This window comes from Streptomyces sp. NBC_00299 (genome assembly GCF_036173045.1).
In the GTDB taxonomy this organism is placed as follows: Bacteria; Actinomycetota; Actinomycetes; order Streptomycetales; family Streptomycetaceae; genus Streptomyces; species Streptomyces machairae.
Genome location: NZ_CP108039.1, coordinates 5,521,785 through 5,539,716, shown reverse-complemented (window position 1 = coordinate 5,539,716; position 17,932 = coordinate 5,521,785). Strand labels below are relative to the sequence as shown.

The following is a 17,932-nucleotide window of genomic DNA, read 5'->3' as shown; positions in this document are numbered from 1 at the left end:
TCCTCGCAGGGCGCATCCGCGCGACTGTCACAGACGTGTTCCCTACGATGGCGCGGTGACCAGTACCGCGTCCTCCACGGACACCCGGCAGGGCCAGGCGATCCACGAGCAGCGGCCGTCGTGGCAGCAGCGGCTGCGCCGATTCGGCTACACGGCGGCGCCCGGCAGCGACGTCCGCGACCGGCTCGTGCCGCCGTATGTTCAGCCAAGCCCGCGGATGTGGCAGTTCCTCGGGGTGCCGCGGCCGCTCGCCGAGCGGATCGCGCGCTGGTCGGGCTGGATCGGTCCGCTGCTGGTGACGCTGCTGGCGGGAGTGACGCGGTTCTGGAACCTGGGCAACCCGAAGGCCGTGATATTCGACGAGACGTACTACGCGAAGGACGCCTGGGCGCTCGTCCACCGCGGTTTCGAGGTCAACTGGGACAAGAACGCCAACGACCTGATCCTCAAGGTCGGCGACCAGGTCCAGATCCCGACGGACGCGGCGTACGTGGTGCATCCGCCGGTCGGCAAGTACGTCATCGGGCTCGGCGAGCTGATGTTCGGGTTCAATCCGTTCGGCTGGCGGTTCATGACGGCGCTGCTGGGGACGCTGGCCGTGCTGATGCTGTGCCGCATCGGCCGCCGTATCTTCCGCTCGACGTTCCTCGGCTGCCTCGCGGGCACGCTGATGGCGGTGGACGGGCTGGCCTTCGTGATGGCCCGCACCTCGCTGCTCGACGGGGTGCTGATGTTCTTCGTGCTGGCGGCGTTCGGCTGCCTGGTCCTCGACCGGGACAGGGCGCGCGCGAAACTCGCGGCCGCGCTCCCGGCCGACCCCGACGGCCGGGTCCGCCCCGACGCACACATCGCCGAGACCCTGCGCCTCGGCTGGCGCCCCTGGCGCTGGACGGCGGGCCTGATGCTGGGCCTGGCCATCGGCACCAAGTGGAACGGCCTGTACTTCCTGGTCGCGTTCGGTCTGATGACGGTCCTGTGGGACGTCGGCGCCCGCAAGGTCGCCGGTGCCCGCCACCCCTACGTGGCGGTGCTCAAGCACGACCTGGGCTTTGCCTTCCTGGCGACCGTGCCGGTGGCGATCGTCACCTACATCGCCTCCTGGGCCGGCTGGATCCTCTCCCCCACGGACGGCAGCGGCGGCTACTACCGCGACTGGGCGAGCGCGAACGGCCGCAGCAGCAGCTGGTCCTGGCTGTTCCCCGACTGGTGGCTGAGCCTGTGGCACTACGAGCACCAGGTGTACGACTTCCACGTGGGCCTGTCGTCCCCGCACACCTACCAGTCCAACCCGTGGAGCTGGCTGGTCGTCGGCCGCCCGGTGTCGTACTTCTACGAGTCCCCCACGCCCGGCAAGGACGGCTGCCCCGTCGACGCGGGCGAGAAGTGCGCCCGCGAGGTGCTGGCCCTCGGCACGCCGCTGCTGTGGTGGGTGGCCGCCTTCGCGGTCCTGTACGTCCTGTGGCGCTGGGCCTTCCGCCGTGACTGGCGCGCCGGCGCCATCGCCTGCGGGGTCGTGGCCGGCTATCTGCCCTGGTTCCTCTACCAGGAACGCACCATCTTCTTCTTCTACGCCATCGTCTTCCTGCCCTTCCTCTGCCTCGCCGTGGCCATGCTCCTGGGCGCGATCATCGGCCCGCCGCGCGCCGGAGACACCCGCCGGGTGGCGGGCGCCACGGGTGCGGGCGTGCTGGTGCTGCTGATCGCCTGGAACTTCATCTACTTCTGGCCGATCTACACGGGCACCGCGATCCCGGTCGACGACTGGCGGTCGCGGATGTGGCTGGACACCTGGGTCTGACCGGCCAAACAGCCACTCTTCGGTCAACAGTTCGGCCAACAAAAGAAAACACCTCCCACACCTTTCCCCCACGCCACTTACAGTGCGGTGGACGAAAACGGGGAGGGGACCATGTCCAAGGGGGTCAAAGTCGCCGTCATAGGCGGCGTGTTCGCCGTGATGGTGGGCGGTGCCGGGTACGGCGCCTACAACATCATGTCGGCGTTGAACGGCGGCGGGGCGACCGGGCAGGGCGGGCCGGCGCCGGTGCGGTCCGGGCCGCCGAGTTCGGAGGAGGTCGAGGAGACCACCACGAAGTTCTTCGCGGCCTGGGAGAAGGGGCAGGCGGCGCAGGCGGCGGAGCTCACGAACAACAACGCGGCAGCCGCCTCGGTGCTCAGGTCCTACGGCCAGGACGCCCACATCACCGGCGTGCAGATCACGCCCGGCAAGGCGAACGGCGACACCGTGCCCTACACCGTGAAGGCAAAGGTGTCGTACGGCGGCAAGTCCGAGCCGCTGTCCTACAAGAGCGAGCTCACCGTCGTTCGCGGCCGCACCACCGGGCGGGCCCTCGTGGACTGGCAGCCCACCGTGATCCATCCGCAGCTGAAGAGGAACGACACCCTCGTCACCGGCGAGGCCGCCGCCCCGCCCATCGAGGCCGTCGACCGCAACGACACCGTGCTGACGAAGGAGAAGTACCCCTCCCTCGGCCCGGTCCTGGACACCCTGCGCGACAGGTACGGCAGCAAGGCGGGCGGCTCACCCGGCGTCGAACTGGCGATCCGGCACGCCGACGAGTCGCCGGACACCTCGCTGCTGACCCTCGCGAAGGGCAAGCCGGGCAAGCTGCGGACGACGCTCAGCGCGAGCGTGCAGGCAGCCGCCGAGAAGGCGGTGAAGCGGTACGCCGAGTCCTCCGTCGTGGCCCTCAAGCCGAGCACCGGCGAGGTGCTGGCGGTGGCCAACCACCGTGCGGACGCCTTCAACGCGGCCTTCGAGGGACGCGTCCCGCCCGGCTCCACGATGAAGATCATCACCGCGGCGATGCTCATCGACAACGGCGTGACCACGATGAACGGCCCCGCGCCCTGCCCGGACACGGCGACCTGGCAGAGTCAGACCTTCAAGAACCTCACGGGCCTCAAGCCCGACGAGACCGCGGGCGCCACGCTCGCAGGCGGCTTCGCACGCTCCTGCAACACGGCCTTCATCAAGCTCGTCGACGAGGATCCGCTCACCGACGCCTCGCTGACGACGGAGGCCCAGGAGCGGTTCGGGCTCGGCGGCGACTGGAAGACCGGCATCACCTCGTTCGACGGCAGCGTCCCCGCGGCCACCGGCCCGGACCGCGCCGCGAACGCCATCGGCCAGGGTCAGGTCCAGATGAACCCGCTGAACATGGCGTCGGTCACAGCCACCGCGATCACCGGCGAGTTCCGGCAGCCGTATCTGGTCTCCCCCGACCTCGACGACCGCCGACTCGCCACCGCCAAGGGGCTGCCGGCGAGCACCGCCTCCCAGCTGAAGCAGATGATGCGGCTGGCCGCGACCGCACCCCAGGGCACCGCCGTGCAGGTCATGTCCGGACTCGGCGGCGACGTCGGCGCCAAGACCGGGTCCGCCGAGGTCGACGGGGGGGCCACCTCCGACAGCTGGTTCACCGGTTTCCGCAACGATGTGGCGGCCGCGGCCATGTCCCAGCAGGGCGGCCACGGCAGCGACGCGGCCGGGCCGATTGTCGCAGCCGTGCTACGAGCGTCCGCGTGAACTTATCCCTCGCGGCACGGGACTCTAGGGTGGTCGTCGTCGTTGGTATGCGTGAGGCAGGCGGGGCAGGCGGGGGCCCCTGGAATACGCGAGGGAACGGAAAGCAGTGGGCAACAGAAGGCGCGTCGCCGAGCGACGGAAGACCAACCCCGCCGTGCTCGGCGGGATGATCGCCGTGGTTCTCGGTGGCGCCGGGATCGGCGTCTACGCGCTGCTCGGCAGCGGATCCGCCGCCGAGAACGGTGCGCAGTCGTCGAACTCGCAGAAGGCCAAGGCCGTCAAGACCGGCCCGCTGTCGGCGAAGGAGGTCACGACCGCGGCCCGGGAGTTCCTCACCGCCTGGCAGCAGGGCAAGGTGACCGAGGCGGCCGCCGCCACGGACGACGCGACGGCTGCCAAGGCGCTGCTGGCCGGCTACGCCAAGGACGCCCACATCGAGGACGTCACCCTCACCGCCGGCACCCGCACCGGCGCCAAGGTCCCCTTCGCCGTGAAGGGGACGGTGTCGTACAAGGGCACCAGCAAGCCGCTGACGTACGACAGTTCGCTGACGGTCGTGCGGCGGGCGGAGGACGGCAGGCCGCTCGTCGACTGGCACTCCGCGGTCGTTCACCCCGACCTGAAGGACGGCGACACCCTCGTCACCGGCGAGTCCGGCACCCCGCCGGTCAAGGCCCTCGACCGGGACGGCGGTGAGCTGACGGAGGACGAGTACCCGTCGCTGGGGTCGGTCCTGGACGGGCTGCGCGAGAAGTACGGCGAGAAGGCGGGCGGCAAGGCGGGCATCGAGCTCCAGGTGATCCGGGGCAAGGAGTCCAAGAAGGCCGAGCTGTCCGACAAGACCCTGGTGGAGCTGAGCAAGGGTACGCCGGGCACGGTGGAGACGACGCTGAGCCCGGCGCTGCAGGCCGCCGCGGAGAAGCAGGTGGCCACCAGGCCGAAGGCGTCCGTGGTGGTACTGCGCCCCTCGACCGGCGAGATCATGGCGGTCGCGAACTCCTCGCACGGCTTCAACATCGCCTTCCAGGGCTCCCTCGCGCCCGGCTCCACGATGAAGGTCATCACCTCGTCGCTGCTGATCGAGAAGGGCCTCGCGGCGGCGGACAAGGAGCACCCCTGCCCGAAGTACTTCACGTACGGCCACTGGAAGTTCCAGAACGACGACAAGTTCGAGATCAAGGGCGGCACCTTCAAGGCCAGCTTCGCCCGCTCCTGCAACACCGCCTTCATCAGCCAGGCGCCCGAGCTGGACAACGACAGCCTGACCAAGCAGGCCCAGCAGGTCTTCGGCCTCTCCCTGAACAGCTGGTCCGTCGGTGTGCCCACCTTCGACGGCTCCGTCCCGGTCCAGTCGCAGGCCCAGATGGCCGCCTCGCTGATCGGCCAGGGCGGGGTGCGGATGAACCCGCTGAACATGGCGTCGGTCTCCGCGACCATCAAGACGGGTACCTTCAAGCAGCCTTATCTGGTGGCTCCGAGCGTCGACGACCGCACGCTCGCCACGGCGTCCCGCACGATGTCCGCGTCCGCGCTGTCGCAGCTGCGCGAGCTGATGTCCTACACGGCGGCCTACGGCACGGCGGCCGAGGCGATGTCCGGGGTGACCGGTGACGTCGGCGCGAAGACCGGCTCGGCGGAGGTCGACGGCCAGAAGAATCCGAATGGCTGGTTCACCGCGTACCGGAACGACCTCGCGGCGGCGGGCGTCGTCCAGGCCGGCGGCCACGGCGGCGAGACGGCGGGCCCGATCGTGGCGGAACTGCTGAAGCTGGGCGGCTGAGTCTCAGCCCCGCAGCTGAGCCTGAGCCTCACGCTCGACGGGGGCCGCGGGTGCGGCGGGCGCGGCGGCCAGGTAGGTCCGCCGCAGGAACCTCATCAGGGCCTTCGTCTCGAACTGCACCACCGAGACACCCTGTGCGGAATGGAACTCCACCACGGCCTGCACCCGGCCGCACGGCCACACCCGTATCTCTCCGCTGCCCGCGGGGGCGCGCAGCCCCTGTTCCAGCAGGGAGCGCGAGAAGGTCCACTCGTGTGCCTGGCGGCCGGGCAACCGGACGCACACCGAGCGCGGGTCGGCCTCGGGGTCGTACTTCAGGACGACCGGAACGGCGTCCTGTTCCTCCGCCAGGAGGTCCGCGTCCGTGACGATATGGGCTCGTGCGTACTGTTCGACCACAGACATCGGACGGCCCCTAACACTGCGTGACCTATGCGAAAGCTGTGCTTCCGCTACCCTCCAATGTCGCATATCTTCCGGAAAGCGCCCGCTGAGACCGGCATATATCACATGTGCGATACACAAGCGCCTCGCTCTTGCAAGGCGTTCGCATTAAGCCACTATCATCGAACGGTGCATGTACCTGACGGATTCATAGACGCCCCCACCTCCGCCGTGACCGGAGTGGTCGCCGCGGCGGCGGTCGCCGTGAGCCTGCGCGGCGCGCGCCGCGAGCTCGACGAGCGCACTGCTCCGCTGGCCGGCCTGGTGGCCGCGTTCATCTTCGCGGTGCAGATGCTGAACTTCCCGGTCGCGGCCGGGACCAGCGGACATCTGCTCGGCGGCGCCCTGGCCGCGATCCTCGTCGGACCCTTCACCGGCGCGCTGTGCATCTCCGTCGTCCTGCTGATGCAGGGCATCCTCTTCGCGGACGGCGGCCTCACCGCGCTCGGCGTGAACATCACCAACATGGCGATCGTCGGCGTCGTCGTCGCCTACGTCGTCTTCCGGGCCCTGGTGATGGTTCTGCCGAAGACCCGGCGCTCCATCACCGCCGCCTCCTTCGTCTCCGCGCTGGTGTCGGTGCCGGCCGCGGCGCTCGCGTTCACCCTGCTGTTCTGGATCGGCGGCACCACCGACGTCCCGATCGGCAAGGTCGCCACCGCCATGGGCGGCGTCCACCTTCTGATCGGCATCGGCGAGGCCGCGATCACCGCGCTGACGATCGGCGCCGTCATCGCCGTACGGCCGGACCTCGTCTACGGCGCCCGTGATCTGCGGCAGCCGCTGAAGCTGCGGGTCGGCGGCGAGCTCGTCGACGCTCCCGGCGCCGAGGCGGAGCAGCCGGTCGCCGCCCGGACCTCGCGCCGCACCCTGTGGATCAGCGGTCTGGCCACCTCCCTCGTCCTCGCCGGGTTCGTCAGCTTCTACGCCTCCGCCAGCCCTGACGGCCTGGAGAAGGTCGCTGAGGACAAGGGCTTCGCCGAGTCCGCGGAGGAGCACGCGAACGCCGACTCCCCGCTCGCCGACTACGGCGTCAAGGACGTCGACGACGTCCGGCTGTCCGGCGGCCTGGCCGGCGTGATCGGCGTCGGCGCGACCGTCGTCGCGGGCACCGGCATCTTCTGGGCGGTGCGCCGGCGCCGTACGGACGAGGCGGCCGACGTGTCGCCCACGAGCACGAACGTCTGAGACCCGACATGGGTGCCGGGCACGCGCACAGGCTCTACCGGCACGGGCACTCGCCCGTGCACGGTCTGCCGCCGCACACCAAGCTCGCCGCGACGTTCGCGTTCGTGGTGGTCGTGGTGTCGACGCCGCGGGAGGCGATGTGGGCGTTCGGTCTGTACGCCGTGCTGCTCGCGCTCGTCGCCGTCGTCGCGCGCGTGCCCGCCGCCTTTCTGCTCAAGCGGCTGCTGATCGAGGTGCCGTTCGTCGCGTTCGCGGTGCTGCTGCCGTTCGTGGCGGAGGGCGACCAGGTCGAGGTGCTGGGCATGTCGCTGAGCGTCAGCGGACTGTGGGGCGCCTGGAACGTACTCGCGAAGGGCACCCTGGGCGTCGCCGCCTCCGTACTCCTCGCCTCCACCACCGAGCTGCGCGAACTCCTGCTGGGTCTGCAGCGGCTGAAACTGCCGCCCCTCCTCGTGCAGATCGCGTCCTTCATGATCCGGTACGGCGATGTCATCGCCGACGAGATGCGGCGGATGCGCATCGCACGGGAGTCGCGCGGCTTTGAAGCGAAGGGCGTGCGGCACTGGGGCGTGCTCGCGAAGTCGGCGGGCGCGCTGTTCATCCGGTCCTACGAGCGGGGTGAGCGCGTGCATCTGGCCATGATCAGTCGGGGGTACGCCGGTTCGATGCCGGTGATCGACGAGGTGACCGCGTCCCGGGCGCAGTGGTCGTACGCCCTCGCGCTGCCCTTCGCCGCCCTTGTCGTCTGCGTGTTGGGATGGGCCCTGTGAGTACTGCTTCCCTGGAGGTCTCCGGCCTCGCCTTCGCCTACCCCGACGGCCACCAGGCCCTGTTCGGCGTGGACTTCACCATCGCGCGTGGCGAGCGGGTCGCGCTGCTCGGCCCGAACGGCGCCGGCAAGACGACCCTCGTCCTGCACCTCAACGGCATCCTGACCGGCGGCACCGGCAGCGTTCAGGTCGCCGGACTGCCCGTCGGCAGGCAGCACATGGCCGAGATCCGGCGCCGGGTCGGGATCGTGTTCCAGGACCCGGACGACCAGCTGTTCATGCCGACGGTCCGGGAGGACGTCGCCTTCGGGCCGGCTGCGGCCGGACTGAAGGGGCCTGAGCTGGAGGAACGGGTCGACCGGGCGCTGGAGCGGGTCGGCATGGCCGAGTTCAAGGGCCGTCCGCCGCATCACCTCTCCTTCGGTCAGCGGCGCCGGGTCGCGGTGGCGACCGTCCTCGCGATGGAACCGGAGATCCTCGTCCTGGACGAGCCCTCCTCCAACCTGGACCCCGCCTCCCGCCGCGAACTGGCCGACATCCTGCGCTCGTTGGACGTCACCGTCCTGATGGTCACGCACGACCTGCCGTACGCCCTTGAGCTGTGCCCGCGCTCCCTGATCCTCAGCGAGGGCGTGATCGCGGCGGACGGGAAGACCGCCGAACTCCTCGCGGACGACGAGCTGATGCGCGCCCATCGCCTGGAGCTGCCGTTCGGATTCGACCCGCGGTCCGTGACAATGGGCGCGTGACGGATCAAGAGGACGCGGGGTCGCTGTCCCTGGACGACCAGCTCTGCTTCGCGCTGTACGCCGCTCAGCGGGCGGTGACGGCCGCGTACCGCCCGCTCCTCGACGAACTCGGCCTCACCTACCCGCAGTACCTTGTGCTGCTGGTCCTGTGGGAGCGGGGCGAGACGCCGGTGAAGGAGCTGGCCGCCGCGCTGCGCCTCGACTACGGCACCGTCTCCCCGCTGTTGAAGCGGCTGGAGGCGGCCGGGCTGGTACGGCGTGAGCGGTCGGCGCGGGACGAGCGGTCCGTGCTCGTGGCCGTCACGGGGCGCGGTCAGGAGCTGCGGGAGCGCGCGAAGTGCGTGCCCGGCTCGCTGCTCACCGCGACGGGGCTCGACGCGGCGGGAGTCGCGCGGCTGCGCGAGGAGTTGTGGCAGCTCGCGCACCGAGCACACCCCACCGCGGACCCCACCCCCTGAACTCGGGTTACCCCCGGTTCCCACCCCCTGGTAACGGCGCCCGACTTACCGGCCAGTACCTTGTGCACGATGTACTTGTGCGCGCCTTTTCCGATGCGCGCTGTCTGGGGGGAGGGCCAACCATGACCGACGAGGGCACCGTCGTCGACACCCGTCCGACGAAGATCATGTACGTCGCCGAAGCCACCGCGCACGGCGGCCGGGACGGCTATGTCACCAGCCAGGACGGCCAGATCGAGCTCAAGGTCGCGATGCCCCCGGAACTGGGCGGCGACGGCAACGGCACCAACCCCGAGCAGCTGTTCGCGGCCGGCTACAGCACCTGCTTCCACAACGCGCTGATCCTCGTCGGCAACCGCGAGGGCTACGACCTCACCGGCTCCACGGTCGCCGCGAAGGTCGGCATCGGCCCCAACAAGCTGCGCGGCTACGGCCTCGCGGTCGCGCTCAGCGTCTCCCTGCCGGTGCTGGACGCGGGTCTCGCCGCCAAGCTGGTGGACGCGGCGCACGAGATCTGCCCTTACTCCAACGCCACCCGCGGCAACATCGACGTCACGATCCTGCTCGGCTGAGGTCCCGCTCTCTCAGCACCTGGAATTCGTTCGTGGCACACGTATCCGACGGCTAGCCTGCCGGGCATGACGTCCTCGGAAGCATCGGAATCACATGCCCACCCACGTTTCGCCGAGGCTCTGCACGAGCTCGGGCTGAGCGACCTGAACGCCCGGATGCGCCGGTTCCCGGACGCGACCCGCACCGCGGCGGAGGCCGCCGCAGCGATCGGGTGCGAGCTCAGCGAGATCTGCAAGTCGCTGATCTTCGCGGCGGACGGCGTCCCCGTGCTCGTCCTGATGGACGGGGCCTCCCGGGTCGACCTGGAGCTGGTGCGGAAGGAACTCGGCGCCGAGAAGGTCACCCGTGCCAAGGTCGACGTCGTACGGGAGACCACCGGGTACGCCATCGGGGGCGTGCCGCCCTTCGGGCACCGGACGAAGACGCGCGTGCTCGCCGATCGGTCGCTGCTCGGGCACGACGTCGTCTGGGCCGCCGCCGGTAACCCGCACGTGGTATTCCCCATGGCGCCCCTGGACCTGGTCGCCCATGCCGGTGCCACCCTGGTGGACGTGCGCGAGCAGACTTCGTGACCCCGCTGGTCACAGCCGCCGTCCTGCTCGCGGCCGTCACGCACGCCGGCTGGAACGCCATCGCCCACAAGATCACCGACAAGCTGGTGGGGTTCACGCTCATCGCCGGTGGCGGGGTGCTGATCGGGCTGGCCCTCATACCCTTCGGGGCGTTCCCGGCGGCCGAGGCGTGGCCGTACCTTCTCGCCTCCGCCGTCGTCCACATCGTCTACTTCGCGCTGCTCATGAAGTCCTTCCGGCTGGGGGACTTCGGGCAGGCCTACCCGCTCGCACGCGGCACCGCGCCGCTCGTGGTCGCCGTACTGGCGGCCGTGTTCGCGCACGAGGTGCCGAACGGCTGGGCGGCCGCCGGCATCGCCCTGTCCTGCGCGGGACTGACCGGTGTCGCCCTGTGGGGGCTGCGCGGGAGCCGGCCCAACTGGGCCGCGATCGGGGCCGCACTGGCGACCGGCCTGAGCATCGCGGCGTACACCGTCATCGACGGGCTGGGCGTGCGGGCCTCCGGGTCGTCCCTCGGTTACATCGCCTGGCTGATGGTGGCCGAGGGGCTCGTCATCCCGGCGTACGCGGTCTGGCGCTGGCGGGGCGACACGGTCGCCGTGCTGCGGCCGTTCGCCGCGCTGGGGCTGCTCGGCGCCGCGCTGTCCGTCACCGCGTACGCGCTGGTCCTGTGGGCGCAGACGAAGGCCGAACTGGCGCCGATCGCCGCCCTGCGGGAGTCGTCCATCATCGTGGGCGCCGCGATCGGGGCGGTGTTCTTCAAGGAGCGGTTCGGGGCGCCGCGGATCGCGGCGGCAGCGCTGCTGGTCGTGGGCATCGGGCTGATGCTGCACACGGGTTAGGTGAAAGCCCCGGCCGTCGGCCGGGGCTTTCACCGGTCAGACGGTCAGCCGCCGAAGGCGCTGTTGTTGCAGCCCATCGTCGAGCCGAGGTGCGTGGACTGGCTGCCCGAGTCGCCCTCGCCGTTGAGGCCGTTGCCCAGCACGCCGTTGAGCAGACCGACGACGCCGAGGATGTCGATGTTCAGGTCGTGGGACTTGCACTGGGTGCTCTGCTGGACCTTGTACTGGTCCCCGCCGTCGGCGTGGGCCGCGCCGGCGCCCAGGAACCCGACGGTGGTCAGGGCGGCGACCAGGACGGCGGCCTTACGAAGCTTCTGCATGTCATCTCCGGTGGAGTGAGGTGGATGCAATGCGTGAAGGGGGTGACCCCTTACGATTAAGGGAGATTAAGTAAGAAATGCCCCAAATCATCCTGCGGCGCGCCGAGTTTCGACATCTTGCGCCAGAAGTGCGGCGCCCTAGGCGAGCGCCGGCTTGCCCACCCGGAACGCGAACTGGCCGCAGTAGGTGAGCTTCCGCAGGTTCACCAGGGCCGTCCTGCGGTGACCGTGCCGCGCCCACTGGTCGATCTCGGAGTTGAGCGGGGACTGCTCGTCCCAGTACCGGCTGTACTCCGGCGGCCTGCCGAGGTAGCTCCGCATGATCAGCGCCACCCCGTCGAGCGAGGGCCGGATCTCCTCCAGCGCAAGCCCCGCTTCTTCGACCAGCGTCCGGAAGCCGTACGGCGTGTAGTTCCACAGGCTGAAGGAGTGGTACGGCTCGAACTGGGACGTCGACCCGATGAAGCAGCCGCCGGGCGCCAGCACCCGGGCGATCTCCGCGAGCAGTTCGCGCGGGCGGGCGACGTGTTCGAAGACCTGGTGCGAGTAGATCAGCGGCAGCGAGTCGCAGGCGAGCGGGAGACGGACGCCGTCGTAGTGCACCACCGGGTCACCGCCGGGCGTGCGCTGGCCCGCCTCCGGTGAGTCCCGGATGTCGATGCCGACCCACCGCACCTCGGGGTCGTGCTTGCGGAAGAGGGCGGCGGACGTGCCGCGTCCGCATCCCAGGTCGACGACCAGCCCGGGCGCGCCGGGGGCGCTCATCACCTCGTCGACGTAGTACCGCGAGGTGACCTGACGCGCGTGGTCGTCGGGGATGCAGTCCCGCATGAGGTCCCAGAGGGTCGCCATGCTCCGATGCTACGGACACTCACCGTTACCCGCGATTTACGTTCCGTGAGAGGGGTGGGGGCGGTGTGACGCCCGAGAGGTCGTGTGCCGCAACGCTGTTGCGGTCGGTGACCGAGCGGCCCAGGGCATGGTGGGGCCACAGGCCCGCGGCCACCCGGCGGCTGCGCTCGCTCCACTGCCGGGCCGCCAGGTCGCCAGCCTTGTAGTGGTTGAGCGCGTAGCCGCCGGAGTGGATGCGCAGCAGGGTGAAGCCGCCGGGGTACTCCTTGGCGGCGGCGACCTCCTGCTGGGTGACGTGCGGGGCGCGCACCAGCACGGTGCGCTTGTTGCGGTGGGTGTGGCCCGCGTGGTGGAGGAAGACGCCGGGGGCGTTCGCGTAGGCGTCGACGACGGTGCGGGCCTGGCGGCGCTCCAGGCACTGGCCGCGGGTCACCGGGAAGACGGAGTCCCGCACGGTCAGCGGATGGTGGCCGAACACCACCGTCGGCTGGTCCGGCTCCTCCCTCAACCTCGCCTGGAACCAAGCGAGTTGATCGGGGCCGAGGCCGCCCGCGTCGGCGCCGTTGCCGGTCTTGACGTAGGTGTCGAGGCCGATGATCCGCAGCCCGCCGAGGTCACGGGCGAAGTATCCGGGTCCGTCGCTGCCCGGCAGGCCCGGGAAGGCGGTCTGGAAGGTGGCGTTGTCGGCGGAGCGGTCGTGGTTGCCGCGTACGACGAAGTAGTCCTGCCCGTGGGTGCCGAAGCCGTCCAGGATCCGCCGGGCCTCGCCCAGGTCGTGGGCCGCACCGCCGGCCGAGATGTCGCCCCCGGCCAGCAGCAGGTCCGCCCCGCGCCGCCGGGCCTCCTCGACCAGAGCGCGGCTCATCAGCTCGGGATACGGCGCCCGTCCCGGCTGCTGCGGCACCCCCCGCAGCAGGGGCAGCCCGCCGACGAGGCCCGCGGTGGTCTCGCCGAGGTGCAGGTCGTTGCAGAGCGCGACCGACAGCAGGTGCCGGCCGGGCGGGGGCTGCGGGGTGGTGAAGGAGTACGGCCCGCCGCTCGTGCCGAACCCGAACGTCGACGTGCCCACCGCGTTGCCGCGCACGAGGTGCAGCGGGGTGGGGGTGGCGGTCACGCCCCGTGAGCGGGCCCGGTAGTAGTACGTCTGCCCCGGCTCCAGGCCGGTGAGCTCGACCTGGTGATGGGCGGTCGGCCGGTCGACGGACGCGGTGTGGTGGAGCCGGGAGGGGTGGGTGCCGTAGACGACCTCGCCCTCGGTGATCGCGGGCAGGGGGTGGCCCAGGCCGTCGTCGGTGCCGGGGATCCCGGTGTACCAGGTGATGACGGCGCTGTCCTCGGTGAGGGTGACCAGTTCGAGGTTGACGGCGATCAGGGCGTCGGGGTGGTGCGAGCGGGCCCGCTGCATGGCGGCGGAGGCCGAGCGCAGCAGAGCGGGGGCGAGGCGGGCACCGGAGCGCAGCACCTCGCAGGGGCCGGGGAAGGCCGACAGTGCTGCGAGAGAGGGGAGGTGGGCGGAGAAGCAGCAGCGCATGTCCTCGATATGGCCCTGTGCGGTTAACGGGGGAGGTGGCGGTGACGGCGGGGCCAGGTCCGGCGCACGACATCTCCATGGAACGCGACATCTCCATGGAAGCAGGGCGAAGCCGGTCCTCGAAGCGGATGTGCCGAGTCTCACTGATCCCGGCTTGCGCTCTTTGCGCCCCTGCGTCCCCTACGGCAACAGGCGCCCCAAATTGACTGTGCGGCGGCACCCTCCGAGGCGCACCCTGGAAGCAGAGATTCCGGAGGTGATCGTCATGATGCAGACCACGGTGGGATGGCATGTCGAGATGGAGTTCCAGGAGGACGAGACCCACACGAGGGCGGTCGCGATGGTGCGGCTCCCGGACGGCAGCGAGGTACGCGCGCACGGACACGCCGCACGGCACCACACGGACGCGAATCAGCCACGCGTCGGTGAGGAGATCGCCGGCGCCCGTGCGCTGAACGAGCTCGCGATGCAGATGCTCACCAAGGCGCACAGCGAGATCGACCAGGCGTCGGGGCGTACGTCCCACCCCATCCACGTCTGAGCCGCACGCCGCGCGACCACCGCACGCTAGGCGAGCGCCGCCCGTACCGCCCGTATCAACCCCTGCGCCCTCGGGTCCGCCGTCACCGTCTTGCGGAAGCCGTTCGTCACATAGCCGAAGGCGATCCCCGTCTCCGGGTCGGCGAAGCCGAGGGCGCCGCCGCGGCCGGGGTGGCCAAAGGAGCCCGGGCCCAGCAGCGGGGACGCGCTGCCGTGCAGCATGTAGCCCAGACCGAAACGGGTGTTGACCACCAGGACGCGGTCCGGGCCGGCTGACTCCTGCGCCCGCGCCAGTTCAACCGTCGCGGGGTCGAAGAGCCGCACCCCGTCGACCTCGCCGATGAGCGCGGCGTAGAGGCGGGCGAGACCGTCGGCCGTCGCGATGCCGTTCGTAGCGGGCAGGGCGGCGGCGAGGTAGGCGGGGTCGTTCTGGTCGGGGAAGGGGGTGATCGCGGCGAAGGCGCGGCGCGTGAGGGAGTCCGGGTCCGCGTAGGCCTCGGTGACCGTGCGCTTCGGGCGTGCGTGGAGCCCACCCGCCGGCTCGGGCCCCTGGACCCGGCCGGTACGGCCCACCCGGCCCGCCTCGGACTCCGGCAGCCCGAGCCACAGGTCGAGGCCGAGCGGACCGGCGATCTCCGCCGCGAGCCACTCGCCGGCCCACCGCCCGGTCACCCGGCGCACCAGCTCGTCCAGCAGCCAGCCGTAGGTCAGCGCGTGATAGCCATGGTCGGTGCCCGGCACCCACGCGGGTGCCTGAGCCGCCACCGCCGCGGGCCCGCGGTGCGGGTCCAGCGCCTCCTCGGGCGTGAGCGGGCGGTCGAGCACCGGGAGCCCGGCGCGGTGGTTCAGCACGTGCCGGACCAGCAGCCGCTCCTTGCCGTGCGCCTTGAACTCCGGCCAGTACTCACCTACCGGCGCGTCCAGGTCCAGTTCTCCACGCTGCCCAAGGATCAGGGGTACGGCGGCGGCGACGCCCTTGGTCGCCGAGCGCACGACCTGCGCGGTGCCGTGCTGCCACGGCTGTGTGCCGTCGACGTCCTTCGTGCCGGCCCACAGGTCGACGACCTTGCGCCCGTCCCGGTACACGGCGACGGCTGCGCCGCGCTCCCCGAGTGTGCCGAAGTTCCGTATGAACGCCTCCCGGACCGGCTCGAAGCCCTCGGCCACTGTGCCGTTCACGTCCACGCCCGTGCTCCCCTGCGAATGTCTCGTTCCGCGGCCGGTTCGTCCGCCTTCGGCACTCATCCCAACACGGGTGCGCGACCTTGGATTCCGTTATGTGGCCGACGTCTCGCCGGTCTTGAGGCCGCAGTTCGCTCACCGCACAGAAGCCGGTGAGGGCAACCCGTCCCCACGGAGCCCTCACCGGCCGGCCTGTTACTTCAAAGGTGGTACTTCAGCGGCGGCCCGTCAGGCGCGCACCAGTGCCCGGTCCTCGTCGGGGTCCTCGGATCCCTTCGACTCGGCGTCCGTGCGCAGGCCCTCGCCCTCCACGTCCACGTTCGGCAGGGCCCGGTCCAGCCACTTCGGGAGCCACCAGGCCTTCTTGCCGAGCAGGGCCAGGACCGCCGGGACGATGGCCATCCGCACGATGAACGCGTCGAAGAACACCGCGATCGCCAGGCCGAAGCCGATCATCTTGACCATGGACTCGGACGAGCCGATGAAGCCCGCGAAGACCGCCATCATGATCACGGCCGCGGCCGAGACGACCCTCGCGCCGTGCTTGAACCCGGTCACCACCGCCTGGCTCGGCTTCTCGCCGTGGACGTACGCCTCGCGCATCCGCGTCACGAGGAACACCTCGTAGTCCATCGCCAGACCGAAGACCACGCCGACCATGAAGATCGGCATCATGGACATCACCGGGCCGGTCTCCTCCACGCCCATCAGGCCCGCGAACCAGCCCCACTGGAAGACCGCGACCACCGCGCCCAGCGCCGCCATCACGCTCAGCAGGAAGCCGAGCGCCGCCTTCAGCGGGACCAGGACCGAACGGAAGACCACGATCAGGAGCAGGAAGGCGAGGCCGACCACCAGCGCCAGATACGGCAGCAGCGCGTCGTTCAGCTTCTCGGAGACGTCGATGTTCATCGCCGTGGAGCCGGTGACCAGTACGGTCGCGTCCGTGTCGGCCTTGACCTCCGCGCCCTTGTCGCGGATGGCGTGGACCAGGTCCTCGGTGGTGACGGAGGACGGCTTGGCGTCCGGGATCACCGTGATCGTCGCCGTGTCGCCCGCCTTGTTGGGCGCCGCCGGCGTCACCGCCACGACGTTCTTGATGCCCTTGATGTCGTCGCCGACCTGTTTGAAGGCCGCGTCCGGGTCACCGCTGCCCTTGGCGTCGACCACGACCATCAGCGGGCCGTTGAAGCCGGGCCCGAAGCCGTCGGACAGGAGGTCGTACGCACGCCGCTGCGTGGTGGACGTCGGCTGCGAACCGTCGTCGCCGAGACCCAGTTCGAGGGAGCTCGCGGGGATGGCCGCGGCGCCGAGGCCCACGACGCCCAGGAGGAGGATGGCGATCGGGCGGCGTACGACGAAGCTGGCCCAGCGGGTGCCGAGGTTCGGCTTGGCCGGCCTGTCAGCCTCGCCGGTGCCGGAGGCCGCCTTCTTCGCGGCCCGGTTGCCGCCCATCCACCGGCTCTTCTTCCCGGCGGGCTGCACCTTCTTGCCGGCGTAGCCGAGCAGGGCCGGGATCATCGTCAGCGCGATCAGCACCGCGATCACGACCGTGCCGGCCGCCGCGATGCCCATCTTCGTGAGCATCGGGATGTTGACGACCGACAGGCCGACCAGTGCGATGACCACCGTCAGACCGGCGAAGACCACCGCGGAGCCCGCGGTGCCGACGGCCCGGCCGGCCGCCTCCTCGCGTTCGCGGCCCTCGGCCAGTTCGGCGCGGTAGCGGGAGACGATGAACAGGGCGTAGTCGATGCCGACCGCCAGGCCGATCATCATCGCCAGCGTCGAGGTCATGGAGCCCAGCTCCAGCGCGCTCGCCAGGGCCGTGATCGTCGAGATGCCGATGCCGACTCCGATCAGGGCGGTCAGCAGCGGGAGCCCGGCCGCGATGAGCGAGCCGAAGGTGATGACGAGGACGACCGCGGCGACCCCGATGCCGATGATCTCCGTGGCACCGGTGTGCGGCACCGTCTGGAGCGCGTCACCGCCGATCTCCACGGTCAGCCCGGCGTCCCGCGCGTCCTTCGCGGCGTCCTCCAGGGCGTCGCGTGAGGAGTCCTGCAGTTCCATGCCGGAGACGTCGTACTTCACCGACGCGTACGCGACCGTGCCGTCCTTGCTGACGGCCTTCGCGGTGTACGGGTCGGCGACCGAGGCCACCTCGGAGCCGTCGGACAGCTCCTTGACGGTGTCCTCGACGGTCGCCTTGTTGCCGGCGTCCGTCATCTTCTGCCCGTCCGGCGCCTTGAAGACGACCCGGGCGGTGGCGCCGTCGGCGCTCATACCGGGGAAGCGCTGTTCCAGCAGGTCGAAGGCCTTCTGCGCCTCGGTGCCGGGGATCGAGAAGGACGTCGTGCCCGCGGCGGGCGCGCTGGCCGCACCCACACCGGCGAGGGTGAGCAGCGCGACCCATATGAGGGCGACGAAATGCCGTCGCCTGAAGGCGAGCCGGCCGAGTTTGTAGAGGAACGTGGCCACGAGGGCGTCTCCCGGTCAGGTCGTGGATTGGTGCGTGGGCAGGGGTCATCAGCCCGACGACGTGAGCGGTTACGTCAGGTGGAGGGCTTGCTCAGGGGAC

The 17,932-nt window shown here is 70.6% G+C and carries 17 protein-coding genes; 11 read left to right on the top strand and 6 right to left on the bottom strand.

Annotation, left to right across the window (positions count from 1 at the left end):
* Positions 1-55: 55 nt before the first annotated feature.
* From OHT51_RS24720 to OHT51_RS24710, 3 genes are all read left to right on the top strand, one after another.
* A complete protein-coding gene (locus OHT51_RS24720; RefSeq protein ID WP_328881108.1) occupies positions 56-1,798 on the top strand; it encodes a dolichyl-phosphate-mannose--protein mannosyltransferase in 1,743 nt (580 codons plus the stop codon).
* Positions 1,799-1,909: 111 nt separating this feature from the next.
* Positions 1,910-3,550, top strand: coding sequence for a penicillin-binding transpeptidase domain-containing protein (locus OHT51_RS24715; RefSeq protein WP_328881107.1), 1,641 nt, complete (start codon positions 1,910-1,912; stop codon positions 3,548-3,550).
* A 106-nt stretch (positions 3,551-3,656) separates the two neighbouring features.
* Positions 3,657-5,330 (top strand): penicillin-binding transpeptidase domain-containing protein, encoded by a 1,674-nt coding sequence (locus tag OHT51_RS24710; RefSeq protein WP_328881106.1) that lies wholly within the window; start codon positions 3,657-3,659, stop codon positions 5,328-5,330.
* A 3-nt stretch (positions 5,331-5,333) separates the two neighbouring features.
* On the opposite strand, the gene OHT51_RS24705 is transcribed toward OHT51_RS24710, so the two are convergent.
* Complete coding sequence (locus OHT51_RS24705) at positions 5,334-5,735, bottom strand: SsgA family sporulation/cell division regulator (protein WP_328881105.1); 402 nt, start codon at positions 5,733-5,735, stop codon at positions 5,334-5,336.
* 168 nt (positions 5,736-5,903) lie between these two features.
* Here OHT51_RS24705 and OHT51_RS24700 point away from each other — a divergent pair, with 168 nt between their 5' ends.
* The 7 genes from OHT51_RS24700 (at position 5,904) to OHT51_RS24670 (ending at position 10,926) form a co-directional block, all read left to right on the top strand.
* Entirely contained in the window at positions 5,904-6,962 is a 1,059-nt protein-coding gene (locus tag OHT51_RS24700; protein ID WP_328881104.1) for an energy-coupling factor ABC transporter permease, read from the top strand.
* Positions 6,963-6,970: 8 nt separating this feature from the next.
* Entirely contained in the window at positions 6,971-7,732 is a 762-nt protein-coding gene (cbiQ, locus tag OHT51_RS24695) for a cobalt ECF transporter T component CbiQ (protein WP_328881103.1), read from the top strand.
* A complete protein-coding gene (locus tag OHT51_RS24690; RefSeq protein ID WP_328881102.1) occupies positions 7,720-8,481 on the top strand; it encodes an energy-coupling factor ABC transporter ATP-binding protein in 762 nt (253 codons plus the stop codon). The genes cbiQ and OHT51_RS24690 overlap by 13 nt, the downstream gene beginning before the upstream one ends.
* Positions 8,478-8,939 (top strand): MarR family winged helix-turn-helix transcriptional regulator, encoded by a 462-nt coding sequence (locus tag OHT51_RS24685; protein WP_328881101.1) that lies wholly within the window; start codon positions 8,478-8,480, stop codon positions 8,937-8,939. Before OHT51_RS24690 ends, OHT51_RS24685 begins: the two co-directional genes overlap by 4 nt.
* A 122-nt stretch (positions 8,940-9,061) precedes the next feature.
* Positions 9,062-9,511, top strand: coding sequence for an organic hydroperoxide resistance protein (locus OHT51_RS24680; RefSeq protein WP_328881100.1), 450 nt, complete (start codon positions 9,062-9,064; stop codon positions 9,509-9,511).
* A gap of 66 nt (positions 9,512-9,577) precedes the next feature.
* Complete coding sequence (locus tag OHT51_RS24675) at positions 9,578-10,084, top strand: YbaK/EbsC family protein (protein ID WP_328881099.1); 507 nt, start codon at positions 9,578-9,580, stop codon at positions 10,082-10,084.
* On the top strand, positions 10,081-10,926 hold the full coding sequence (locus tag OHT51_RS24670) for an EamA family transporter (RefSeq protein WP_328881098.1): 846 nt from the start codon (positions 10,081-10,083) through the stop codon (positions 10,924-10,926). Before OHT51_RS24675 ends, OHT51_RS24670 begins: the two co-directional genes overlap by 4 nt.
* A gap of 44 nt (positions 10,927-10,970) precedes the next feature.
* Here the strand turns inward: OHT51_RS24670 and OHT51_RS24665 are convergent, their stop codons facing one another.
* The 3 genes from OHT51_RS24665 to OHT51_RS24655 all read right to left on the bottom strand — a co-directional run bounded on the left by OHT51_RS24665 (position 10,971) and on the right by OHT51_RS24655 (position 13,629).
* Positions 10,971-11,246, bottom strand: a complete 276-nt coding sequence (locus OHT51_RS24665) for a hypothetical protein (protein ID WP_328881097.1) — start codon at positions 11,244-11,246, stop codon at positions 10,971-10,973.
* Positions 11,247-11,384: 138 nt separating this feature from the next.
* Complete coding sequence (locus OHT51_RS24660) at positions 11,385-12,098, bottom strand: class I SAM-dependent methyltransferase (RefSeq protein WP_328881096.1); 714 nt, start codon at positions 12,096-12,098, stop codon at positions 11,385-11,387.
* 25 nt (positions 12,099-12,123) lie between these two features.
* A complete protein-coding gene (locus tag OHT51_RS24655; protein WP_328881095.1) occupies positions 12,124-13,629 on the bottom strand; it encodes a metallophosphoesterase family protein in 1,506 nt (501 codons plus the stop codon).
* Positions 13,630-13,894: 265 nt separating this feature from the next.
* Here OHT51_RS24655 and OHT51_RS24650 point away from each other — a divergent pair, with 265 nt between their 5' ends.
* On the top strand, positions 13,895-14,170 hold the full coding sequence (locus OHT51_RS24650; RefSeq protein WP_328881094.1) for a DUF1876 domain-containing protein: 276 nt from the start codon (positions 13,895-13,897) through the stop codon (positions 14,168-14,170).
* A 26-nt stretch (positions 14,171-14,196) separates the two neighbouring features.
* Here the strand turns inward: OHT51_RS24650 and OHT51_RS24645 are convergent, their stop codons facing one another.
* Positions 14,197-15,354, bottom strand: coding sequence for a serine hydrolase domain-containing protein (locus tag OHT51_RS24645; protein WP_328881093.1), 1,158 nt, complete (start codon positions 15,352-15,354; stop codon positions 14,197-14,199).
* Positions 15,355-15,579: 225 nt separating this feature from the next.
* Positions 15,580-17,832, bottom strand: a complete 2,253-nt coding sequence (locus OHT51_RS24640) for an MMPL family transporter (RefSeq protein ID WP_328881092.1) — start codon at positions 17,830-17,832, stop codon at positions 15,580-15,582.
* Between the last annotated feature and the right edge of the window lie 100 nt (positions 17,833-17,932).

Coding starts and splice junctions, on each gene's coding strand:
- cbiQ (WP_328881103.1), top strand. CDS start 6,971: ATGGGTGCCGGGCACGCGCACAGGCTCTACCGGCACGGGCACTCGCCC.
- OHT51_RS24705 (WP_328881105.1), bottom strand. CDS start 5,735: ATGTCTGTGGTCGAACAGTACGCACGAGCCCATATCGTCACGGACGCG.
- OHT51_RS24650 (WP_328881094.1), top strand. CDS start 13,895: ATGATGCAGACCACGGTGGGATGGCATGTCGAGATGGAGTTCCAGGAG.
- OHT51_RS24680 (WP_328881100.1), top strand. CDS start 9,062: ATGACCGACGAGGGCACCGTCGTCGACACCCGTCCGACGAAGATCATG.
- OHT51_RS24655 (WP_328881095.1), bottom strand. CDS start 13,629: ATGCGCTGCTGCTTCTCCGCCCACCTCCCCTCTCTCGCAGCACTGTCG.
- OHT51_RS24660 (WP_328881096.1), bottom strand. CDS start 12,098: ATGGCGACCCTCTGGGACCTCATGCGGGACTGCATCCCCGACGACCAC.
- OHT51_RS24690 (WP_328881102.1), top strand. CDS start 7,720: ATGGGCCCTGTGAGTACTGCTTCCCTGGAGGTCTCCGGCCTCGCCTTC.
- OHT51_RS24675 (WP_328881099.1), top strand. CDS start 9,578: ATGACGTCCTCGGAAGCATCGGAATCACATGCCCACCCACGTTTCGCC.
- OHT51_RS24715 (WP_328881107.1), top strand. CDS start 1,910: ATGTCCAAGGGGGTCAAAGTCGCCGTCATAGGCGGCGTGTTCGCCGTG.
- OHT51_RS24665 (WP_328881097.1), bottom strand. CDS start 11,246: ATGCAGAAGCTTCGTAAGGCCGCCGTCCTGGTCGCCGCCCTGACCACC.